The following is a 22,504-nucleotide window of genomic DNA, read 5'->3' as shown; positions in this document are numbered from 1 at the left end:
AGTACAACATGGGAGGTGTTGAATATGCTGTATGATTATCTTCTTGAAATATTTGGAAAGAATGAACCGATATTTCTCTCGGATATTCATTATGAGGACTACTCTGATATTTGGCTCAAAAAGAAGCTTGCCAAGCTGTGTGAAAGCGGTCAGGTCATTCGCTACGAACGAGGTATCTATTATATCCCTGTTAAAACACCGTTTGGAAACAGCATTCTGAATCCCAACAGGATCATCGAACGAAAGTATTTATCCGAAAAAGGAAATCGTATCGGATTCTATACAGGCATCACGGCATTGCAGCAGGCAGGACTTTCTACACAGATGTCAAACATTCCTGAGATACAAACGAATAACGAAAACTCAAAGCTCCGCAGAGTGAAAGTAGGAAATCAGGAAGTGATCCTGCGAAAATCAAGAGTCAAGATAGACAACGACAATATATTTGTTTTGCAGTTCCTTGAAATGATGAATAGTACCTCGTCAGGTTATTTTGACGATGAAAGAAAAGCTGTCATCAAAAGCTGGATCAGGAAATGCAATATCTCTCAGGAGCTTGTTACAAAATATGCACCGTTTTTCCCTGACAAGGCTTTGAGAAATCTCATAGAAAGCGGAGTGATCTATTATGTTGCATAATGAAAAGGATACCTTTGAGCAGCTTGTACTGCGAACCTCTGACTATCTCGGAGTCAAGGCAGAGATCGTTGAGAAGGACTATTTTGTGACCATTTTTCTGAAACGGATCGCCGCTGTTATGCCGGATATCGTTTTTAAGGGCGGCACATCACTGTCAAAGTGCTACCATATCATCAAGCGTTTTTCTGAGGATATTGACCTGAATGTTCAGTCCAAGAAGAAACCGTCTGAAAGCAAGAGAAAGCAGCTCAAAGCGAATATCACGAAAATTATCAGTGATTTAGATTTTGGGCTTACCAATGCCGATTCGATCAAAAGCCGCAGAGACTACAACCGATATATCATTGACTATCCCTCGTCACTGTCCGCTGCTTATCTGAAGGAACAGCTTATCGTTGAAACAGCTATCTATCAAAGAGCCTATCCTACGAAGATAATGACAGCAGACAGCCTGATCTATCAATATCTTCACGAAAACGGATACGATGCTTTTATTAAGCAATATGATTTAGAGCCGTTTACGCTGAATGTTCAGACCGCAGAACGAACAATGCTTGACAAGATGTATGCTCTGGCAGATTATTATCTGCTAAATACCACAACGGAACACTCAAGGCACATCTACGATATTTACAAACTGTATGAGATTGTAACGATCGATGATACGCTGAAAGAACTTGCATTATCTGTCGCTGAGGAGCGTAGACCGCATAAAATGTGCCTTTCTGTTCAAGAGGGTGCAAATGTCACCGATATTCTCCGAGAGATCATTGATAAGAAGATCTATAAGGAGGACTACGATACAATAACCGCACCTCTGCTGTTTGAAACCGTTCCCTATGATACAGCGATCACAGCGTTAGAGAGTATTCTTCACAACGGCATTTTTGAAAAGCTCTGATATAGTTATACAGGCACAGCCCGACAAGAACTGTGCCTTGTCTTTTTCAGATCAGCTTTGTAAGCTCCACATTTTTGATGTAGACCTTATGTCTGAATCTCTGTTCCCACCCGTTGCCATAATCATTCGGGAACTTTAAGCCCACCAAATGACTGACACACCACGATACAATATAGCCGTTTCCTTCGGTGTAGCCTTTGTGTGCGGAGGAAGCTCCGACCACAGCACTGATTGCACGGCTTACACTGGGCTTTTCGCCAACGATCAAAATTGACATATATCGACTTTCTATCTTTTTTATTTCCCAAAATTAAAAAATTCACAAGTTTGGGAAACAGGAAATAAACGCCTTTTTCCTAAATTTCATATCAAAATAGGAGAAAAGCATCTGATTATCAAAGCACATTTCCTGATAGGGGGAGTGTGCTTTTACTTTTTAGAATTGTTGTACGACCTGAGTCGAAAATACACCTCAGTTGTGATGTTGACCGGAATCATATAGTTGGAATACTCGTCCCCGATATATCCGGTCTTTCTGAGTGCAAAGATAACCTTTGCAGCGGTATCCTTGTCAACCTCAAGCCACTCACGAATCTGCTTGTTCGAGGTATATTTGTCATGCGAGATATGATAGATAAGCATATCCATATCTTTCTCCGAAATGCCCTCAACCTTAACAGAATCAAGCGGAGCAAATTTATGTATGCTTACAGAGAAAGAAGGCTTATTCTCCGTCTTAGGTGCAAGGCACGCATCGTCAGGCTCATCGTAATTGTCATAAAACCTGAACTCGTCCTCATTATCGTCAAACTCAATATCGTCCTCGTCATCGCCGTACTTCTCACGGAAACGCTCGTTGATCTTGCCATTGCTTTCACCGAACTTATATGCAGCGTATGCAACACCTGCCATAGCACCGAGTCCGACAATTCCCTTGATGATCTTCTTTACGTTCATAATAGAAACCTCCACATTTTTCAGTATTCCACGGGTTCACCGTAGTTGATTTTCTTGATGGACTTGATATTGGAACTCAGATCAAGCCCGTTCCAGTTATAGTAGCCACAGCTACCGCTAAATGCCACGCAGAACGGTAAGTGATGATCGTCATAGATAAACTCAACGATACACTTACCGCTGCCGCCGAAGTTGTGATATTTTCCCTCACCATCATCGGCATAGCCCTTACTGTCACATATCTTTGTAGTAAACTGCGTACCGTTTTCAAGCTTGATCAGGAAACGATCTCCGCAGTATCCGTACCATACGCCCATTGCACAACAGTAATCCCCGTACTCATCACGGCGTATTCCGGTTCCTGTTATGGTATCGACCTTTGAACCGTATATTGCCCCTGAACTGGGCATAGCCGTCAGCCCCGAAGCTCTTTCGCCTGCAAAGCAGTTTGTCTAGCCGTCCTCATACGGAAAGTCATATATGACCTCAACCGTTTCGGTCTTGCCGTCAGCGGTTGAAGGTGTTACGGAATATCCGTCTGTTTCTTCCGCAGAAAGAATAGGTTCGACTGTCACTGTGTACTCTGTATTCTCACGCAGACCTGTTATGTAGCAGAGGTCATTGCCTTTGAACACAAAGTACATATTATCGCTGAAAGCATAGTTATCATCATGAGCCGTGCAGCTCACAGAATAATCACGGTCAGGCTCAGAATCCCATGATACTTTCAAGCAGGAAACAGAAATCGTCGATACATTCAGGTTATCTGTTGTCAGCTCAATCAGTTCAGGTTCGGAAGGTACTCCCGAAAACTCCATAATAAAGCCCATGATAAGGCTAATCGCTTTCCTCTGTATGTCAGGATCAAACATCTTTCTTTTTCTGCTCCTTTTCCTTTACCTTCATTTCTTTCACGAAAGCACGGTATTTCGCTGTATATTCATAGGACTTGCCGAAAATGTTGACGGCAGCCTTGTATAAATTCGGCTCATGTTCCTCGATGATTGCAAGTTCTTCATTGATGTGCTTGCTGAACGGACAGCCTACACAGCCTGTTCTCCGCAGACCGTATTCCGTGTAGCATCGGGAGTGCTGAACATCGAATAACTGCTCATAGTCCTTTTTATCACCGTCCGTGTACCAAAATACCGGACGGAATGTGTTGCACCCCTTAGACTTGCTCTCAGAAAAACAAGTCTTATAAGCCGCCGAACGGATACCGCCTTCAGCTTGTCGGATACCTGTTATATCCAAGTCTGCATCATGTTCCTTGACGATACGCTTTGCGGGCTTCTTTTTCGCATATTCACAGCACTTGTTGGATATGGAGAAATCCGGCGGATTCTGCATGATAAACTCTTTCAGAAAACGGTTGCGGTAAATCGAGAATCTGCTGATTTTCTGAACACCGTCTTCATCAGAGTATCGCTCTCCGCACCACCATTGCAGAGCCGTCTTACACCGAGGATATCTCTGCAACAACACTTCAAGTGATTCGTCTTCCCACTGAAATCTGTGAGCCTGCAAACGCATCATCTGTTCGGAAACATATTTCGACAGGAAAGGAATACCATACTGCTTCACACAGGTCGGGATAGGCTTATCGGGTTTGACACGCTCAATGGTAATGCCGTATTTCTGTTCAAGATAGTCTAGATGTTCCTTTGTAGCGGAGTATTCCAGTCCCGTATCTATCCAAAAATACTTGACCTTGCCGTCCTCATCGACCTTGTGAATCAGGTCAAGGACAATATCGCTGTCAGAACCGCCGCTGATACTGCATACAGGATCATAAGACCGCATCAGTATGCGTTGTGCTTTGCACATACTGGTATAAATGGTGTAGTTGTTGTTTTCTGCACACTTGTTCAGGACTTCATCAAACATCGTGAAGCCCTCCCAAGATGTGTGCGATCACATCGACCGTCCACCCGTTGCCGATACACTTGTATCGCTGGGTATTGGAAATGCCTGCCGTGTAGTTATCGGGAAGTGTCTGCAAACGCTCCGCTTCAATGGGTGTAAGCTTACGGATAATATAATCACCGTCAGGCAGGTCGATCTTATATAGACCTGTCTTAGCCCCCTGACCGCCGCCGTTTGCGGAAAGTGTGACAGATTTACCGACAACGGAGTAAATACGTTGTCCCTGTCCGCCCTTGCCATACTGTCCGATACGAACAGGAGAACATACAAGAGAATCTTTCTGCACCGTAGTCAGGCAGTTAGATTTACCGTCCTCACGAATTTCGATATGCTGTTCGGTCTTTTCGCCGTCAACATATCTTCCACGCTGGGCGGCTCCCATAGGCATTGTTTCGCCGTTGCAGTATGTATTGATCGGGACAGGTTCAGCGACCATAGTTCGCTGCTTGCGTTCAAGCGTGTTGAACAAAACAGCCCCTGGGTAACGTGCTGTCATACAGTAGGACTTGTCCTGCCAAGTGACACCGCTTTCAAGCACATCTTTCAATAAAATGCCCTTATCTTTCGGAAAAGAAGTAAAAGGAATATTCGTCCAATAACAGCGTTTTCTGTTTTGTGCCGATACAAGTGCAGAGTTTATCATGATCGGTTCTACACCGAGAACCCTTGTGATCTCGTCCTTGATGTTCTGATGTACGGAATAGTTGTTTTCGTAGAGGAAATACTGACAGCCCGACTCCTCTAAGGCTCTCACATATTCCTGAAAGAGCCTGAACCCTTCTCCGTCGCAGTCGATCTCTCTGTCCTTTTTGGCGATAGACCAATAGGTGCAGGGCGAACCGCCGAGCAGCAGGTCATATCCTTTGAACTGCGTGAAATCGCCGTCATATACATTCCCGTGATGAACGATTACGGGAAAATTACGCTTTGAGACCGTGACGGCATACTTGTCGATCTCAAATGCATCATAGCACTCCACGGGAATGCCAGCCCTTTGCAGAGCAAGCATACCGCAGGAAATGCCGTCAAATAAGCTGAGTACCTTCATTAGACAAATTCTCTCTCTTTTCTCATTGTCTTATGTTGTCTGTTCTGTTGTCGGGAACTTTGAATCCACTGGGTTCAAAGTTGATCATACTTCGTAGTAGTCATCAAAAAGATCGTTATAGTTCTCCTGAAGCTCCTCAAACTCTTCGCAGAGCTTGTCATACTTCTTCTGGATAACATTCTTTTCATGGGCGAAGTTCTCCGCAGCGGTCAAATCGCCGATAAACTGTCCTGCTTCAAATCCACGAAGAAACCACTTCTTTCTCACGCCCTCAACTGCCCTTGCTGAAACGCCTGCAATTCCGGCTGCCCCTGCCACCGCTGCCGCACATACAGCGATCTTCTTCATCTTTCTCATTCTTTTGCCCTCTCTTTCTTATTTTTCATCGTCCTGATTATCGTAGAATTTCATATCGTCCTCAGATTCTTCGGTGATCTCTGTATCATCGTCATACTCAGGCTCAAACTGATCCGCAGTCTTATTGCCGCCTTTCTTTTTCTTCATTAGGAAGAAGCCTGCGGCACCAACACCGATCAGAACAATCACACCAAAAACAAGGATCATACTGTTTTTATTCATAGGAACATTCTTTGTATGAGCTGCTGACTCAGACGATTTCTCGCCGTTCTCAGCGGGATCTTCAGCATCGTCAGTATTATCACTGCCGCCGGACTGCACTCTGCCGTTCGCCTTTTCTGCTTCTTGAGCTGCCTGCTCGGGAGTGATCTTCTTGGCATCATCCTCATCCTCAGTTCCGGCATAAAGCAAAGCATACAGGTCATAATCGTCAACTTTGTTCAGAAAATACACATTGTCCTCGCCATTGTCTGCGGTGTAATTGATAAGCACATAGAACACATGACCGTCTTTTGTGGTCACAGCGATGAACTGCATTTCCTCGGTATTGTAGATGATCTGCTCCGACTTGATAAGGGTGGCGTTGCCGTCAGTATCGTAATAGGGATCGCCGTCATAGTCGGTAACAACATCGGTTGTATCTGCCTCGGCAAGCTCACTCATGACCTCACGGAACTTCTCCATATCAACAGAGCTTTCGTCCGCAGGTTCAGAAGCGGTTGTTTCCGTAGTCTCTGCTGTTCCTACTTCGGCAGAAGCGGTAATACCGCCAATACTTGCTGTTGCAAGCATGAAAGCAGCCATCACAGCACTAATCATTCTTGTTTTCATCATCGTCCTCCTCAGAGTAAAATCTCATTTGTTCTTCGTATTTGCCGCTTTTGCCGAGATCGTCTATCTCATCATCGGTCAGACCACGAGCTTTCATATTCTGAATCTGCTCATGTTCTCTGGCAAGCACGGTTTCTAATTCCTCTCCATCACAGTTCAGCTTTTCGCAGAGTGAGAGATAACGCAGCCTTGTAATTTCGGAGAGAAGCCGTCTGCGTTCCTCTGTATCTCTCTTGATATTTCTTTCAAGCTGCTCTGCCTTTTTGCTGAATTTCTCTATTTTTACATCGTATAAAGCCATTATGTACCTCCGTTAATACAGCACGAGCCGAGGATCAATATAGTCCCAGCCGTAGCCGTCGGTGTCTATATAAATGTGGAAATTAACATTCCCGGCTGTTGTTTTGGCAAATTCTTTGCCTTCCTTGATACTGTCGCCTTTCTCATAGTCATTTATAAGCACCGCATTTGCAATGGTGACTTCCGTATCACGCTTAGTGCCGCCGTTTCCGTCGTACCAATACTGTACATCGTCCTTGCGGATCGTGATCTTGTTGTCAGCAGTATCAACATCAGTTATTTTTCCGCTGAAAGGCATTTTGAGCTTTGTACCGCTGTTAGCATACACCTTGATACCCTGATACAGACCATCGCTTTTTTCGTTCCACCCCGTCATTTCATATCCGAACTCTCTTTTGAGGGAATAGTCACGGATAGACGGCTCGGGCAGAAGATTATGCAAGGTCTGATGATTGCCATAGAGTGTGTTTCCGTCCTCGTTGCCGACAAGCAGATTGTAATACTGCCAGCGTTCTGTCTTGTGGGACATTGATTTTAGCTTGTCCTCTATGACCTCATCAAAAGTCTTTTTCTGCTTTACGTTGTAATAAAGATTACATTCTGTTTTCCAATACTGTTTCTGCACATAACCATACAGAGCTGAACAATTGCTGTCGCCTGTCCACGCTCTCGCATCGGTTTCCGTAATCATGAACCAAGCATCATCGTTCTCCCAACCGTAGAACGAACGGTACTGAGTATTTCCGTCATGATTTTTGAAAAAGAATTTTCCGTCACTGTCCACCCAATAGAAAGGCTCTTTGGTGTGGGCATTGTCTGCAAAATAACGGTTATCAAGTACATAATAGCCCGTGAGTGCATAATCATCGTTTGGATTCAAGACACGATAACTGCGGTTCAGATAGCAATAGCCGTCACCATCAAGATACTGACCAAGTTCTGAGGTATAAGAAGTCGGCTTGAATTTGTAAGTCCAAGATCCGCTGCTTTTACTTGCTGATTTCTCGCAATAGTAGTAACTGCCATCATTGCTGCTTCCCCCGCCGAAATAAACATAGTTGTCAAGTTCTTCCCAACGGGATTTATTGTCATACCAATATACGAACTCATACTCCGCATTGAAAATGTCCTCAAGCAGATCCTTTGTATCGCTTTTGAACTTCCAATACTTGATGTCACCGTTGTCGGCGGCATCAAAGTCATAATAGTATGCACAAAGGAATGACCACAGCTTATAGCAGTCGAAATCATATACAGGATCCCAATCATAGACAGGGGACTTGCCCCAATACCAGTTATCGGGATCATCTTTCAATTCTTTTTTCTTTGCACCGAAATCCACAAGACCTTTTTTCCAGTCAGAAGTATCGCTGACTTTAAGTATTTTCTGATTGAGGTTATAAACAAGCTCCGTGTAATACTTTTCAGCTTCGGAAAGGTCATAGTCCTGCGACGCATAAGTACCGAGGGTAAATCCACCGCCTGAAACTATGGAGCTGAAAATCATGATGATAAAAGCAAACACAAGAAAGATAATAAGTATCGGAACAGCTATTGCTGCAAAGAACTTTTTGACTTCTTTTTCATAGACATTTTTCACGAATTTGAAAGCCGATTTGAATCTCTCAGCCACCGTTTTTTTCGTTTTCTTATTTTGGGGTTTACGCTTCTTTCTCTGCTTGTATTTATCGTGCTTTTCATTCAGCTTGTTTTCCTGCCGATTGAGTTTTTTATTTGATTTTGACTTTTCATCGGACAGGCGATCACGCTTTTTTTCTTCTCGCTGTAACCGCTGAGGCTTACTTACCTTATCTTTGATAGGTTCCGCTATTCTGCGTTTTGCCGAGTCTATCGCATGAAGTACGTCATTGTCTTGATCTTCATTGACAGCTTTCTGCCACGCAGAAGCCCTCATTCGCTTTACCGAATATGAAACTGGCTTTAATGCAAGCAAGCCTGGGTGAGAGTTTCTGCTGATCTTTTCCTGATTATGCAATTCCTTAACACGGAATTGCTGTTCTGTTTTCAGCTGTTTACGCTCAAATTTCAGATCACGCTTTGTCTGCTTATATGCCTGCAACCGGCGTTTGTTCATCGCCTTGCGGAACTTATTGCCCTTGTCTTTTACAATTCGGGCTTTATATTCCGCCTTGGCTTTCTTCAAATCGGCTTTTGTCGCAGCCATTTTCGGCTTCTGCGTTTTCGCCTTATAGAGCTTGTTATCAGCTTTCTTTAGCTGCAACTTCGCCTTTTCGAGCTTGTACTGCTTCTTTGTTTTCAGGTGATCATGCGTACCCTTGACAGCATCGATCGCCGTGCGGCCCATGAGAAACACACCACGGTGATAATCGTCCACCGCTTCACGGGTGTATTTCTGCTTGAGCTTGTTGCGGACTTCACGCTGGGCAATATCGGCGGTTTTGATGCCGCCAGTTTCCGCTGCGAAAGCTGTATCGACCGCCGTCTGAGCTACATCATGAACTGCAAAATTCACAGCACGGGTATTTACCTTAAATAGCTTTCCTTTGAATGTCTTAGGCTGCCATGATTTGATCATCCGTGTAACTGACGGTTTATCGCCCTGAATGCGGTATTTCGCATTTGCAAACTTATGGACGATACCCCGACCGCCGTGATGCGTTTTCTCACTACGGACAATATATGCACGGGTATGAAAGCGGCCTCTGCTGTTAGCTTCACGGCGGAAATCTATCTGAAACTGCTTCGACCGTCTGCTGACTCTGTCGAAACGTGCCTGTGCTCTGCGGAGGTTATTCTCTTTTCTATGTAAGCTCATAGTTCCCCCTTTCCCTAAAATTTGCCCTTGACATTTTAGCTAAAATGGGATATACTAATATTAGCGAAAATGTTTGGAGGTGTTATTATGATCACTGCAACCGCTACCGATATTCAGAATAACTTTGGCCATTATCTGCAAGCTGTTCAGCAGGGTGACGAGATCATCATTCTCAAGAACGGAAAAGAAGTTGCAAGACTTGTTTCCCACGAATCAAGCGTTTCCTTCCTGACTGATTCACTTACTGGCGTTCTTAAAAATGATTATGATGATAAAGCAGTTCGTGCAGAAAGGATAGAAGCACATGAAAATTTTGGTTGATACCAATGTCATTCTTGATGTGCTTTGCAACCGTCCTGAGTTTGTCGAAGCCTCATCAAAAGTTTGGAAGTATTGTGAAGTAGATCAAATCGAGGGCTACATTTCCGCATTGTCTGTTCCGAACATTGTGTATATTCTCCGCAAGGAGCTTACTCCACAGAAAACAGAACAGCTCATTCAGCAGATCACGATGATATTTAAAGTTGTTGACCTCAAATCAACCGATCTAAAAGCCGCCGCTGAGATGTTTTCTTCTGATTATGAAGATGCCTTACAGATGTGTCAGGCAAGTAGGATCAAAGCGGATTATATCGTCACAAGAAACATTCGTGATTTTAAGGACAGCAAAGTGCCTGCTTTGAAGCCCTCAGAATTACTTGAGAGAATTTGAACCTGAAAGCTGTCGGCTGTTGTCGGCAGCTTTTATTATTCTCCGGTTGGTTTCGTGGTCATGAGTTTATACATCTCCGTATCTGTCGGGAAACGGTCAGTAAACGGCAGAAGCACCTTATCATAGCGGATAAGCCCCTCACCCGGACCGCTGTTTGTTACAAACTTCATCTGCTCCTTTGAAATATGAAGTTTTTCAGCGAGAATGTCCCTGTCTCCGGCTGCCTGATTCAGCATATAGACAAAATCCGAGTTATCAAAGATGTTCTCGACCTCCTGAGAAGAAAGCAAATCCTTGACATTTTGCGTGATGCCTGTCGGCACGCCGCCCCATTTACGAAAACGCTTCCAGATCTCAGCGGAATATTTCGCTGTCTGTTCCTCTTTCAGAAGGAGATGGAACTCGTCAATGTAGTAGCGAGTGATCTTCTTTTTCTCACGGTTTGCGGAAACTCTGTTCCACACGGTATCCTGTACGATCAGCATACCGACTTTTTTGAGCTGATTGCCAAGTTCCTTAATATCAAAGCAGATGATACGATTACTCATATCAATGTTGGTGCGGTGATTAAAGAGGTTCTGGCTGCCGTTTACGAACATTTCAAGAGAATTTGCTACACGAAGAGCGACTTCGCCTTCCTTATTAAGCTCCTGCTGCAAATCGGAGAGAAGCGGCATCTTTTCAGGTGTCGGCTCATTCTCGATAAAATGCTTGTAGATGCTCTGAACACATTTGTCGATAACAGAGCGTTCCTCAGCGGAAAGACCGTAGCGACCTCCGACAACGATCTCGCAAAGCGAGATCAGGAAGTCGGACTTATTGGCGATCACTTCCATAGAATTGCTGAAAAGGAAATCATCAATCGTAATATCCATAGGATTCAGGTGTTGTTCGCTGTTTGAAGCAATACGGATAAGCTGTCCGTGCAGAGCCGAAACAAGCGGATAATACTCGCCTTCGGGGTCACAGATGATGATGTCATCGACTGTTGTCAGAAAACAGTCGAGTATTTCACGCTTGACGCTGAAACTCTTGCCTGCACCCGGCGTACCGAGGATAAGTCCATTCGGATTTTTGAGCCTTGACCTGTTGGCACGGATCATATTTCCTGACAGCGTATTGATACCGTAATAGGTAGCCTGTCCGTCCTGAAATAGCTCTTTTGTGGTAAACGGCACGAAGATAGCGATACCGCTTGTGTGCATCTCACGGCGGACGGGAATTTTGTTATAGCACAGCGGAAGTGTAGAAACGAGAGTCTGTTCCTGTCGATAATCATATGGAAACATCGTGCAGTTATTCTTCTGGCAAACACGCTTTAGCATCTCAGAAAGAAGTTTCAGTTCTTTTTTACTTTTTGCATAGGCTCTCAATGAAATACTGATATGAAAAAGACGCTCATTCTTGCTGTTGAGGTCAGCGAGGAGCTTTTCAATGTCCTCGATATACATCTTGATCGCAGGCGGAAGAATGTCGGGATCATAGCCGGACTGCGATGCCTTTTTCTGTTCGTCAATCTTCATCTGCTCCACATTGGTGAGCTTCTTTTTAACGAATTTCAGGGCAGCTATCTGATCCAGCGGATCAACATGGATATTCACGCAGAAAAGGTTCTGCATTTCAAGAAAGTCCTTTAATATTTCGTCTGACAATTCTCCTGCAAGGATATTCATGCCCCATACAGCACCGTAAGCATTACCGATCTCAAAGCCAGCCTTATTGAATTTCAGCGAGGACGGACTGATAGAATCCTTTGTGTCCATTCCTGCATGAAGCATACTGTCCCAATCAAAGATGAATGGAGAATTTCTGTAAGGGTTCAAGGCATAGTAGAGAGCTTCAAGGCGTTGTCTGCCGTCAAGAAGTTTCGCTTCCACGCCAAAAGCCTTAAAGCCCTTGATCACGTCATTTTTGATCGACAAGAGTTTTGCCCTTGCTGCCTTGTATGATGTGGATTCGATACCAAACGTCAGGAACTTTCTTGCCGACTGACCGTTAGAGCCTTTCATCAGCTTATCGGTAAGCATTTCGCTGTACTCCTTGCGGATTGCATTGAAATCATCTTTCTGTTCAGGTATCTGCACCGTTTTTAAGAGCTTTTCCTTTGATCTGTTTTGATTTTCAAAGGTAAGCTGGAATTTGATCGTATTGTCAAATAGATTGATAACATCACAATACTTTGAGAAGATATTATTCTGTTCCTCAAACTCCGAAATAGAGTAATTGGCATCATAAAACTGTACCGTCATAGAGAAGAAGTTCTCCGATACCTGGCAAATACCGTCCTTATACATACACATATAGGGAATGGTGTTCTGCACCGTAGTCTTACCGCCATTAGCACTCTTGATTTCCGCCATTCGTGCGGAAAGTATTTTTTTGTCCTCTTTTGTAAGCTGAGAGGCAGGCTTGCCCATGACAACCTTAGACTTGCTGCGGTTATCACTTTTATTGGCATTTCTCTTTCTAAAGCCCATTGGTAACCTCCGTTTATATTCAAAAGCGTAGACACCGAAAGTTTACTCTATAGTCAGCCGTATCAACCTTTTCTTTCGGCATTTCTCAGCTTTTTCTTGATTCTTGTGTATTCGATATGCCTTTCAAAGCACTCAAATATGTTTGTTGTGCGGTAATACCGCTTTCGAGGTCTTGTAAAGTATTCACGCATATATTTTGCCTGTTTCTCCAAGAAAACTCCATTTTTCTTATAGAGTCCGCAGAGTATCGCAGGAGCAGCGACTGCACCCATAGCGAAGATCGCCCCGGACATTCCGATAGCTGTTTTCGTCAGAAAGAAAACAGGTGCTCCGAGAACAAGACCGATACCAAAGCATATCACCTGTCTTTTGGTAAATCCCATAATAAACTTCTCTTTGATGTCGTTCAGGTCTTTCGGGATTTGTACATAATGTGCCATAGGGCCTCCAATCTTGTTCAAGGTCAATGTGCGTTAAACACACTTTTGCTGATTGCTCCTGTACGCAGAATGGTAAAGATAAGTGCTGCCGTGTATCCCATAAGCATTGCCATTTGCATTATCACACCGTCCGAACTTGAATTGAGCGAGGTGATCATATTGCTGAAAAGCGTTTTGAAAATACCGAGTGCGACTACGATAAAGAACCCCTGGAAAGAAAGAGCCAAAAGCTGCTTTACCCAGTTTTTACCGATACTTGCCCATTCACCGCTGTCCATCATTGTTGCCATAGGGATAGGTGCAATGCTGAGATACATAAACATCTCGATGATACGACTTGCAAGAGTAATTACGATCGCAACAATAAGTATCATCACTCCCAGATGAACAATAAGGGATATGAACCACACTGTCATCAACTCACCCAAGCCTAAGCTGTTGAGAGCTGATTTCTTTAACGCAAGACTTTTAGATAGGTAGTCACCGCTGACGAACAGCGTAGAAAGTCCATTGGAGCATACATTTGTGCCAAACGAAAATAGTGCGGAAGCGATGTAATATGTGTTGGCTACAAGTATTACACCGCATAAGGCTTTGATGATCCATTTTATAAAGATCGAATCGTCAAAGTCTTTGAAATTATTTCCCCGAATGACCATTTGACAAAGCTCATTCAAGAGGATGACTGTCAGAATGAAACCTCCAATAGGGACTACAACATTGTTACAGAGCGTTTCGATAGTTGCCCAAATTCCGTAGCCTGTCGGCGCACTTCCGGCAGTACCCGTAAACTGAGCAGGGTGCTTTGTAAGAAAGTTTGATACAAGGTTTCCCTTTGCACCCGAACCTGTTGTCTGAGCAAATGTATCAGTCAGAAGTTCGGAAATTCCGTCAAACTGAGATTTTATGCCGTCCTTGAATAAGTCACAGCACCAATCCTCCAAAGCATCGATCGCATCGCTGATCACTCCCATCTATTCATCACCCCTCTCCGAGGAATTCATCAATGGTCTGTCATATTTCACAAGCTGACGTAATTCCAGCTTTGTGGGAAGAAGGTTTCTGCAAAAATACGCAGAGCCGAAATGATTTCCCTTTGTTGTAAAGAGCATATTCTGCCGTGTATGATAATCGACCCGACTATCAAAGCAGAGCATCTGAATCTCATTATTGAATATCATGTACCGTGCCTTACCCTGAATACTGTTCACGGGCAAGAGAAGAGCAAAAGGCTTCTGAAAAGTAAAAGCTCGTTTCAGGACTTCATCTTTCTTAGAAAATGGAGGATTGCTTACGAGAATATCCCATTTGTCAGGCTCAAAGTGAAAATAATCCTTGCCATCTTTCAAGCTGCTTCGTTCCACATCAAACCCCTGTTCCGTAAGATACTGATAAAACGCACTCCATTCTTCATCGAACGGACACCATATTTTCTTGTCTTTTGGCAAAAATTCCATTAACGGCTCTACCGCATAGAATGGAGTGTACACTTCATCTCCTGCACTTGTTTTATTGGCAGTTAAATATCCGATATTTATTGTCATTTATGTTTTCACTCCCTTTCATATCTGAGAGTGCAGATCACTTACCCAAAACCCATTATTGCAACGCAAAGCCCACCGCTATGTAGCTAATCTGCTTATATTAGGTCACAACGTCACTTAAATCGCACCCGTCATCATTGTTTCAAGAACAGGAACGAGGACGATTGCAAGGAGTATCAGACCAAGGCCTGACATGAGCTGCTTCATGCCCTGGGATTTCGCACCGGGGTTATCGTTTCCGTAACCTTCAAGGAGGTTTACAACGCCCCAGACACCGACACCTGCACCGATCAGGCAGATAACGCTCTTGAGTACGGTACAAGCAGTAGAAATGAAAGAAGAAGTATCAACAGCACCCGTGCCTGCTGCAAATGCCTGAGTTACACAGGTAGATGCCATGATGCCTGCAACAGTGCAGAACATCGTTGCCTTCTTTGCACCACGGGTGAGCTTAGAGAGCCACTTGTGCTTCGGTGCAGAGGCAGTGGCTGCTGTCTCCATTGCGGTTGCATCGACCGCAGAAATATTCAGTTCGTTCATAGGTAAAAAGTCTCCCTCAAAAAAATAAAGTAATAATTGTCCGCAGCTTCAACCGATTCTTTTTTAGGCAATACCACACAAAGATCGTGCGGTATTGCCTTTATTCGGTTTCTTCACTGTCTGAGTTAAAAGCCGACATATATCTCTTTTTCTTCGGTTTCCTCAGATATTGCAGTACCAGCTTTATCTTTTTCTTTTGCTGATACTGTTGTAACTTCCTGTCCGGCGTTTGTCATATCCACACCATAAGCCGAAAAACGTTCTCCTTTGGGCAGTTTCAAACGCATCTCTCTTCGGTTACTCACATAGTTTTCGATGTTAAATTCCTGCTCAGGATTGTCATCTAACAGCATAGGGTACTGCTTATGACGGGTAATATCAAACTTGTCCGAGAAGAACGGACGCACTCCTCGCACTTGCAGGATACATTTACCGCCGTCCATGACCGCCAGTTCGTCCTGAGATTTCAGCTCTTTTCCGAGCTTCTGATAGTTCATTCCGTAGCTCTCCGATTGTCCACGGTTGGTAGAGGTGTTGAAACTGTCGATAGTTTCTTTACCGAGACTTTCGGATATCTCTTTCAGCGTGGACTTCTCCTTACCGCCCAAAAACAGCATCGTATCACAGTTGCCTTCGATCGTGTCTGCATTGTCTTTGTAGATAGCCTTTAGCTGGCTCTTAGCTTGCAAGATGATACTTGCCGATATTTCACGGCTTCGGATAGTCGCAATGAGCTTCTCAAACTGCGGTATTTCGCCAATATTGGCGAACTCGTCTAACAAACAGCGTACATGATAGGTCAGCTTTCCACCTGGGGAATTATCTGCTTTGGTGCAGAGTAGGTTGAAAAGCTGGGAATACATGATAGCCACAAGGAAGTTGAATGTGGCATCAGTATCGGAGATGATGATAAAAAGTGCACTCAGCTCGTCACCGAGCTTGTCAAGGTGCAGCTCATCATAGGAGGTGATCTCCAAGACCTCATCTATTGCAAAAGGTGCAAGTCGGGTGCTACAGCTAATTAGGATAGACTTAGCTGTTTTTCCTGCCGCCAACTTGTATGCCTTGTATTGTTTGAGTGCAAATGCACCCATTCGCCGTTGTTCGGCATCGGGTTCAGCTTCAAAGACATCACCGTAATCAGCCATGACATCGGGATCATCGTGCTTTGTATGGTTTAGCCAGCACTCCACGATCTCAAATTCAAGGTCAATGCTGTTTTTGAACTCCTCATCGTCCTCACGGCACTCCGAATTGTTGATCATGTCGATCAAGGTTTCAAAGTTCCATTCATCTTCGGGGTACATAGCAAAGATCAGGGCAATATACGCAGTATAAAGCAGTTTCTCCGCTTTCACCCAAAAATCATCGCCGGACGGCTGCTGAGAAGAAGTGTTCTTGATAAGTACTTCCACGAATTTCAGAATGTCCTTCTCACGGTTCTTCTTGCTGATATATGCGAACGGGTTATAATGCATCGACTTCGCAAAATCAATGGTATTGAATACTTTGATCTTGTACGGTTCATAGACAGGGATATATTTTCCCTTATCGTCCTTTTTGTACTTGCTGTCAGGTGTTTTCTGATATACTATTTTTCCGTCCACACGTTTCGGGCGGCCCCTTTCAAGCATCTTTCCGCACTCCACAAGTACCGTGCCTTTCGGGTCGGTCACTACATAGGAGGAGTGCATCTGCATCAGGTTCGGCTTTACGAAGAAGCGTGTCTTACCTGAACCTGAGCCACCGATCACAAGAATGTTCTTGTTACGGGCAAATTTCGGTGCAGAGGGCTTGCCCATGGTCAGAGATTCCGTCTTTGTGAGTATCACATTGTTTTCGGGGCAGGATAAGTCCATATACGGCTCAATATCCTTTTCACCGCCCCATACGGCAGAGCCGTACTCCTCACCCTGGCGGAACTTCTTCCTGTTTTTCGACTTGACGTAGAGGACGAGCCTCATTACTCCCGCCAAACCCAAGCCGATAAGAAGATCAAACGGGTGTAAACTTGGAAAGATTCTTGCAAATGCCACACCGAGATTACTCATGAAAGGCAGGAGCTTTTCCTGAAAGCCGCTGCCATCAGCGGTTCGGTACGCAAAGCCGATTAGGTTACCCACATAAGAGAAAGCGACATAGGGAATAGTTTTGATGATCAGCTTTTTGAGTTTTCTCGAGTCGATCTGCAATTCGCAGACCTTTCCTTTCTGTTGGTATCGGCAAAAAAGACTGCCGTAAAAATATCATCGCCCCTTGCCCATGGAACGGGTGCAGGCTGGAAGTGGTTATAGATCATCGTCTGTTCTCCCTTGTTTTCTCTCTCTGTTTCTGTTTGCGAGGTTTGTTCCTGATCTTCTGAGCCTGCTGCTGCATCTGCTCACGGGTGAACTCACCACGCTTCTGTGTCTTGCCCTGTCCCTTGCCGACATACTCCGAAAATGCTCTCTTGAAATCCTCTGTTTTGGCAGCAGAAAAGAAAACATGATAGGTATGCGGAGTGGTGCTTTTATCTCTTTTCAGGGCAAAATCCACATCATATTTTCGTGCGGTTTTCAGAAAATCTCCGATATTTCTGTCTGAGACCTCAATGCTGTCGAGCTTGGACGGCGACTTCGCCTGCAACTGCTTGTAGGTCATTCGCCCTTTTTTCTCTGCCTTGCCCGACATAAACTCCCGCAATGCCGATTTCAGCACATCAGCGGTCATTTTCTCCGCCTTGATCGAAATATCAATGGTTTTCTTCGCACCGTTCTCATAGTCCGAAGGCATCAGGCATCACCACCTTCGTCTGCGGTCGGCATCTCAAAAGTGGAAAATGCTTCACTCTGGAGCCAACGGGTAATATCGCCCTGGACACTCATCACCTTATCGTAGTCGGACGAGTGATAAAGCAGATTCTCCCTGTTGGTCACATCAGTACCAACAATGCAGTAAGCATCTTCCGTATGCTCATCATCGACACCGACAGAACGCACCTCGACGCTGACCGCAATCAGGTTATCGTAGTTGATGAGATCGCCCTCCGGTGTCAGAATAGACTTAGCCATGATCTTCACCTTCCTTTCCAAAAAGCTCATTTGCCGTCTTTCAAGCAGCTACGTCCGGTTTCTTATTCGCACCCATAGCCACCACCCCCTCTCAGGAACGTTCAGTCATCATAAACGTCAAAATCTCTTTTGACAGCATACTCAGCCCACCGTCCCTCAGCATTTTCCTTGAACCGCTTGCCGTTGGCTTCGTTGAACAGAGTGCTGATAAGATAACTCTCATAGTTTCGCACATTGTCTGCACGCTTCATCTGCTCAATCGCATTTTCAAGGACGTTTATATCAACCTTTAGCATAGTGGACTTGACAACTTCTCTGGGAAAATCCTGTCCGCAGATACGCTCTGTTTTCTTTCTGGAGCATATCCGCCGAACGATCATCTGAATGATCTCCTCAGCTTCTTCCTCATCACCGAGCCACTCTGCAAAGTATGGAAAGTCGATGTTGGTTTTCACTACTTCGGTATAGATCTCTTTTTCGCTGATATATCCGTCGATCCGTCCGTCTGCCTGTCTTTCAACAGCTTTTTCGCTGTCGGAGTGGGATTGATCGATAGATACTTGATCACTCCGTATTTGATTATTATTTATTATCTTCTTAGTATTTATTTGCCCCTGATTTTCTACCGCTTGTTTTTCTATGGGTAGAATTTCAAGGGGTAGATTTTCTATGCCTTGTTTTTCTGCCCCTTGCGGTGCTTTTTTTACGGAGCTTACTTTGGCATATGTATCATTATCGTCCCGGTCAGCATCAGGCGTATCTTTTTCGGAATACTCATAGAAGTCATAGACATACTCGATCCGACCGCTGTTCGTTTCATTCGGCATCAGCTTAGTCACATTGAGATACCCCCAATGCTTCAGTTCGTTCAATGCTGCCTTGATTGCTGTTTCTTTCTCTTTGCAGATCGCAGTCAGACCTGAGATAGAGTAATCCCAATTCTCCGGCAAGGAAAGAACTTTACTCAGAAGTCCGATCGCTTTCAGACTGAGGTTCGTTGACCGCAGATGATAGTTGCTCATTACGGTATAGTTTGCATTTTTATTGACACGGCACACCGATGACGGTGTTGTTTTGACCTTTTTTGTTTTCTTAGCAGACATATCCATTCACCTCCTGTTTTCAGCTCAAGCGAGCTTCATTTGCGTGATCATGAGCTTATTGACCATATAAGTCTTACCGCTGCATCGGAGGTAGCCTGCATCGTAAAGTTCGTTCAGAGCGTTCCTGATAGTTCTCAGAGAATCATTCTCAAAGAACGGACAAAGCTCCTCTGCGGTATGATAGTCTGTATCGGGAAAATTGAGCATTCTCAGCAGAATAGCTGTTGCTTCGCAGGACAGCTTGTCATCGCTGATCGTGATGATTTGGCGTTCAGACATAAAAACCTCCTATTTTTCATTTCGCTTAACTAAAACAGCAGACGTGATATTCGATTTTCAGGCATAAAAATAGCGGACAACGCTCCGATTATATGGAACATCGTCCGCCAAATGATTGCTTTTTTGATTGAATTTTAGAGGTCAAAAGCACAGATCCGCTTTATTAGTAACAATAGATTATCATTTTCTTGTGTGGCAAATACACGAGACATTTCCTATCCTTTGTGCCAATTTCTCCTACAAAAATCGGCATTTTTCGCAGGGAACTAAATTTATTTCGTGTGTCTACCGTAGGTCTACCAAGTCAAGTTATCGGCTTTTGTCTACCACAAATCTACCGAAAGTCTACCAAAAAACATGGTTTTTTATGATTCTTGAAAGCTGCTGTAATTCGGTGTTTTTCAATTTTTGATACTCAAAAAGCTCGAAAAATCGGGCACAAAAGGGAACAAAAGACCACAAAAGAAATTAAAACGCTTCACCGATTTAAAAACTTAAAATCCCTCGGGGTAAAACCCGTACCGGTTCAAGTCCGGTTAGCGGCACCATAAATCATCGTAAAATCGGGCTTTTTTAAGTCCGATTTTATTTTTTTGTCCGTTTATCTACCAATTAGTCACATTTCTTTTATTTCTTCATGTCATCAGCCGTATTAGGGCTTCCTACACTCTTGCTTTCCGCAATAGAATTGCAACAAGATAATTGAATATTTTCGTAAAATAGAGGATTTGACGAAATTCGACAGAGCAAAGCTTATAAAGGATCGTAAAATAGTTATTTATCGTTATACGAATAACGTAATTTTGCCGTCAAAAGCACATCATGATGAATCATAACATAACAAAATAAAAAAAGCTCTTAGATCGTTCCTGTGATCTAAGAGCTTTTCTGCTATAGCAAAAAAATCGACGGCACTCACACGAGTACCGCCAGTTATCCTATTCTTCTTCCTTTTTGATCTTGAAAATAAGCCTCATTAAGCCCGATATGACCTTTGGACTTTTTACAACTACAACTTTCATAAGTATTACCTCCCGAATAGTTATAGTTTATATTATTCAAAAATCAAAAATCGGTTACCATTTTTGACTGTACTGACAGCAGATAACCACTTTTGAATGATATCTCAGCGTATTTTCTATCCTGCCCATCAAAGCCTTTCACCACGTTTGATATGCCAAGTGGAAAAGCATTGGTCAGCAGACAGTCCTCTACTTCATATTTCGCACCCTTTATGGTCAGACCCTCTACCTTATCGGTATATGCCACCAGTGAGAACGAAAAGCCCTCACGGTCATATATCCTGTAACTGCCTGCACGATAAAGCCGAATTATCTCCCTATCTGCGGCTATCATTCCCTCACCGCCACAAGATAAAATATATCCCAGAGATTGAATATTTCCAAGTAAGTGGTCTACTCGTCCGCCTGTTGCGCCGAATATGAGAAAATCATCACAACCCGACTCAAAGCCCTGCTTTATGGCAAGCATAAGGTCGGTATCGTCCTTTTCAGAGGGAAAGATCTCGATATTATCAAAAACAGGTTTTTCAGCAGAATCAAAATCGCCCATAATAATGTCCGACTTCACGCCCACTGCCTGTGCAAGCTTATAGCCCTTGTCAGCGGATATCACAAGAGAATCGTCGATAAAAGACTTATATTCTGCCACACACTGAGCCGACACCGCTTCACCGCCTGAAAAGATAGTGCATTTCTTAGTCATTTTTGTATTCCCACTCCTTAAGCTGCTTTGCCTGCTCGTACATTTCCACATAGCTTTCGTGCCTTGACTTTGCGATCTCGCCATTTTTTACCGCCTCTATGACCGCACAGCCCTTTTCCTTTGTGTGGCTGCAATCAGGAAATCTGCACTTGCCCTCGTATTTCTGAAACTCAGGAAAACAGCCTGCAAGCTTGTCCTTGAAAATAATATCATATCTGTTGGTATCAAACGACGAAAAGCCAGGGGTATCGGCAATATAACCACCGCCATCCAGCTTGTAAAGCTCTACATGGCGTGTGGTGTGCTTTCCTCTGCCAAGCTTTTTGCTTATCTCGTTGGTGGCAAGCCCCAATGCAGGAAACATATTATTGAGCAGTGACGATTTGCCAACGCCCGTGTTTCCTGTAAATGCCGACAGCTTGCCCTCCAGCACTGCCTTAACAGCCTCACTGCCCTCGCCGGTGGTATTGTCTACCTGAAAAGTCTTTATCCCTGCGCCCTTGTATATGTCCACAAGCTCGTCACAGCTTTCCTTATCTATCTTTGTAAAGACTACCACAGGCTCTATTTTTTTGAAAACAGCTATTGCAATAAACTTATCAAGCAACAGCAGATTAGGTCTTGGTTCGCAGGTAGACGAAACGAACACAAGCATATCAAGATTTGCAAGAGGCGGTCTTATAAGCAATGAGCGTCTTTCCTCTATCTTCTCGATAACTCCGCTTCCGTCGTCCTCCAATGAAAATTCAACTCTGTCGCCGCCTACAGGAGAAATGTTCTTTCTTCTGAATGCTCCTCTTGCCTTACATTCATAAATGCCGTCGGAGGCTTCTACATAGTAGATGCCTCCGATAGCTTTAACGATTATTCCATTCATG

At 44.0% G+C, this 22,504-nt stretch carries 26 protein-coding genes; 4 read left to right on the top strand and 22 right to left on the bottom strand.

Annotation, left to right across the window (positions count from 1 at the left end):
* Positions 1-24 precede the first annotated feature (24 nt).
* Positions 25-639 carry a DUF6088 family protein gene (locus tag DW938_RS06155; protein WP_015558951.1) on the top strand — a complete coding sequence of 205 codons (615 nt, stop codon included), beginning with the start codon at positions 25-27 and terminating at the stop codon, positions 637-639.
* Positions 629-1,540 carry a nucleotidyl transferase AbiEii/AbiGii toxin family protein gene (locus DW938_RS06150; RefSeq protein ID WP_118124213.1) on the top strand — a complete coding sequence of 304 codons (912 nt, stop codon included), beginning with the start codon at positions 629-631 and terminating at the stop codon, positions 1,538-1,540. Before DW938_RS06155 ends, DW938_RS06150 begins: the two co-directional genes overlap by 11 nt.
* Positions 1,541-1,586: 46 nt before the next feature.
* Here the strand turns inward: DW938_RS06150 and DW938_RS06145 are convergent, their stop codons facing one another.
* The 10 genes from DW938_RS06145 to DW938_RS06100 all read right to left on the bottom strand — a co-directional run bounded on the left by DW938_RS06145 (position 1,587) and on the right by DW938_RS06100 (position 9,756).
* The gene (locus DW938_RS06145) at positions 1,587-1,817 is read right to left on the bottom strand and encodes a hypothetical protein (protein WP_118124212.1); all 231 of its coding nucleotides are present in this window, start codon (positions 1,815-1,817) and stop codon (positions 1,587-1,589) included.
* A 152-nt stretch (positions 1,818-1,969) separates the two neighbouring features.
* On the bottom strand, positions 1,970-2,497 hold the full coding sequence (locus DW938_RS06140) for a hypothetical protein (protein WP_118124211.1): 528 nt from the start codon (positions 2,495-2,497) through the stop codon (positions 1,970-1,972).
* A 20-nt stretch (positions 2,498-2,517) separates the two neighbouring features.
* On the bottom strand, positions 2,518-2,907 hold the full coding sequence (locus DW938_RS06135; protein ID WP_242992411.1) for a hypothetical protein: 390 nt from the start codon (positions 2,905-2,907) through the stop codon (positions 2,518-2,520).
* 42 nt (positions 2,908-2,949) lie between these two features.
* Positions 2,950-3,369 (bottom strand): fibronectin type III domain-containing protein, encoded by a 420-nt coding sequence (locus DW938_RS06130; RefSeq protein WP_242992410.1) that lies wholly within the window; start codon positions 3,367-3,369, stop codon positions 2,950-2,952.
* A complete protein-coding gene (locus DW938_RS06125) occupies positions 3,362-4,384 on the bottom strand; it encodes a phosphoadenosine phosphosulfate reductase family protein (protein WP_118124209.1) in 1,023 nt (340 codons plus the stop codon). Before DW938_RS06125 ends, DW938_RS06130 begins: the two co-directional genes overlap by 8 nt.
* The gene (locus tag DW938_RS06120) at positions 4,377-5,471 is read right to left on the bottom strand and encodes a DNA cytosine methyltransferase (RefSeq protein WP_118124208.1); all 1,095 of its coding nucleotides are present in this window, start codon (positions 5,469-5,471) and stop codon (positions 4,377-4,379) included. The genes DW938_RS06125 and DW938_RS06120 overlap by 8 nt, the downstream gene beginning before the upstream one ends.
* A gap of 84 nt (positions 5,472-5,555) precedes the next feature.
* Positions 5,556-5,828, bottom strand: a complete 273-nt coding sequence (locus DW938_RS06115) for a hypothetical protein (RefSeq protein WP_118124207.1) — start codon at positions 5,826-5,828, stop codon at positions 5,556-5,558.
* Between the two features lie 18 nt (positions 5,829-5,846).
* Positions 5,847-6,659 (bottom strand): CD1107 family mobile element protein, encoded by an 813-nt coding sequence (locus tag DW938_RS06110; protein WP_118124206.1) that lies wholly within the window; start codon positions 6,657-6,659, stop codon positions 5,847-5,849.
* Positions 6,640-6,960: a hypothetical protein gene (locus DW938_RS06105; protein WP_118124205.1), complete on the bottom strand. Its 321-nt coding sequence runs from the start codon at positions 6,958-6,960 to the stop codon at positions 6,640-6,642. Before DW938_RS06105 ends, DW938_RS06110 begins: the two co-directional genes overlap by 20 nt.
* A 12-nt stretch (positions 6,961-6,972) precedes the next feature.
* Positions 6,973-9,756 (bottom strand): hypothetical protein, encoded by a 2,784-nt coding sequence (locus DW938_RS06100; protein ID WP_118124204.1) that lies wholly within the window; start codon positions 9,754-9,756, stop codon positions 6,973-6,975.
* A gap of 87 nt (positions 9,757-9,843) precedes the next feature.
* On the opposite strand from DW938_RS06100, the gene DW938_RS06095 reads away from it, so the two are divergent.
* Entirely contained in the window at positions 9,844-10,077 is a 234-nt protein-coding gene (locus DW938_RS06095; protein ID WP_015558940.1) for a type II toxin-antitoxin system prevent-host-death family antitoxin, read from the top strand.
* Positions 10,061-10,468 (top strand): PIN domain-containing protein, encoded by a 408-nt coding sequence (locus DW938_RS06090; RefSeq protein ID WP_015558939.1) that lies wholly within the window; start codon positions 10,061-10,063, stop codon positions 10,466-10,468. Before DW938_RS06095 ends, DW938_RS06090 begins: the two co-directional genes overlap by 17 nt.
* Positions 10,469-10,503: 35 nt before the next feature.
* Here the strand turns inward: DW938_RS06090 and DW938_RS06085 are convergent, their stop codons facing one another.
* From DW938_RS06085 to rsgA, 12 genes are all read right to left on the bottom strand, one after another.
* Positions 10,504-12,885 (bottom strand): VirB4-like conjugal transfer ATPase, CD1110 family, encoded by a 2,382-nt coding sequence (locus tag DW938_RS06085; RefSeq protein WP_118124234.1) that lies wholly within the window; start codon positions 12,883-12,885, stop codon positions 10,504-10,506.
* A gap of 122 nt (positions 12,886-13,007) precedes the next feature.
* Positions 13,008-13,385 (bottom strand): PrgI family protein, encoded by a 378-nt coding sequence (locus tag DW938_RS06080; RefSeq protein ID WP_118124233.1) that lies wholly within the window; start codon positions 13,383-13,385, stop codon positions 13,008-13,010.
* Positions 13,386-13,408: 23 nt separating this feature from the next.
* Positions 13,409-14,359, bottom strand: coding sequence for a VirB6/TrbL-like conjugal transfer protein, CD1112 family (locus DW938_RS06075; RefSeq protein ID WP_118124203.1), 951 nt, complete (start codon positions 14,357-14,359; stop codon positions 13,409-13,411).
* Positions 14,360-14,929, bottom strand: coding sequence for a hypothetical protein (locus tag DW938_RS06070; protein ID WP_015558935.1), 570 nt, complete (start codon positions 14,927-14,929; stop codon positions 14,360-14,362).
* A 117-nt stretch (positions 14,930-15,046) separates the two neighbouring features.
* Entirely contained in the window at positions 15,047-15,262 is a 216-nt protein-coding gene (locus DW938_RS15120) for a Maff2 family mobile element protein (RefSeq protein WP_041326773.1), read from the bottom strand.
* A gap of 332 nt (positions 15,263-15,594) precedes the next feature.
* Positions 15,595-17,631 carry a VirD4-like conjugal transfer protein, CD1115 family gene (locus DW938_RS06060; RefSeq protein WP_242992413.1) on the bottom strand — a complete coding sequence of 679 codons (2,037 nt, stop codon included), beginning with the start codon at positions 17,629-17,631 and terminating at the stop codon, positions 15,595-15,597.
* Between the two features lie 133 nt (positions 17,632-17,764).
* The gene (locus tag DW938_RS06055; protein ID WP_118124201.1) at positions 17,765-18,241 is read right to left on the bottom strand and encodes a PcfB family protein; all 477 of its coding nucleotides are present in this window, start codon (positions 18,239-18,241) and stop codon (positions 17,765-17,767) included.
* Positions 18,241-18,519, bottom strand: a complete 279-nt coding sequence (locus tag DW938_RS06050; RefSeq protein ID WP_015558931.1) for a hypothetical protein — start codon at positions 18,517-18,519, stop codon at positions 18,241-18,243. The genes DW938_RS06055 and DW938_RS06050 overlap by 1 nt, the downstream gene beginning before the upstream one ends.
* 101 nt (positions 18,520-18,620) lie before the next feature.
* Positions 18,621-19,622 carry a DUF6017 domain-containing protein gene (locus DW938_RS06045; RefSeq protein ID WP_118124200.1) on the bottom strand — a complete coding sequence of 334 codons (1,002 nt, stop codon included), beginning with the start codon at positions 19,620-19,622 and terminating at the stop codon, positions 18,621-18,623.
* A 24-nt stretch (positions 19,623-19,646) separates the two neighbouring features.
* A complete protein-coding gene (locus DW938_RS06040) occupies positions 19,647-19,901 on the bottom strand; it encodes a helix-turn-helix domain-containing protein (RefSeq protein WP_118124199.1) in 255 nt (84 codons plus the stop codon).
* Between the two features lie 1,065 nt (positions 19,902-20,966).
* Positions 20,967-21,626: a thiamine diphosphokinase gene (locus tag DW938_RS06030; protein ID WP_181979634.1), complete on the bottom strand. Its 660-nt coding sequence runs from the start codon at positions 21,624-21,626 to the stop codon at positions 20,967-20,969.
* Positions 21,619-22,503 carry a ribosome small subunit-dependent GTPase A gene (gene rsgA / locus DW938_RS06025; RefSeq protein WP_118124198.1) on the bottom strand — a complete coding sequence of 295 codons (885 nt, stop codon included), beginning with the start codon at positions 22,501-22,503 and terminating at the stop codon, positions 21,619-21,621. The genes DW938_RS06030 and rsgA overlap by 8 nt, the downstream gene beginning before the upstream one ends.
* Position 22,504 lies beyond the last annotated feature (1 nt).

It is taken from the genome of Ruminococcus sp. AM43-6, assembly GCF_003461785.1.
Lineage (GTDB): Bacteria > Bacillota > Clostridia > Oscillospirales > Ruminococcaceae > Hominimerdicola > Hominimerdicola aceti.
This window is presented reverse-complemented; position numbering and strand designations above follow the sequence as displayed.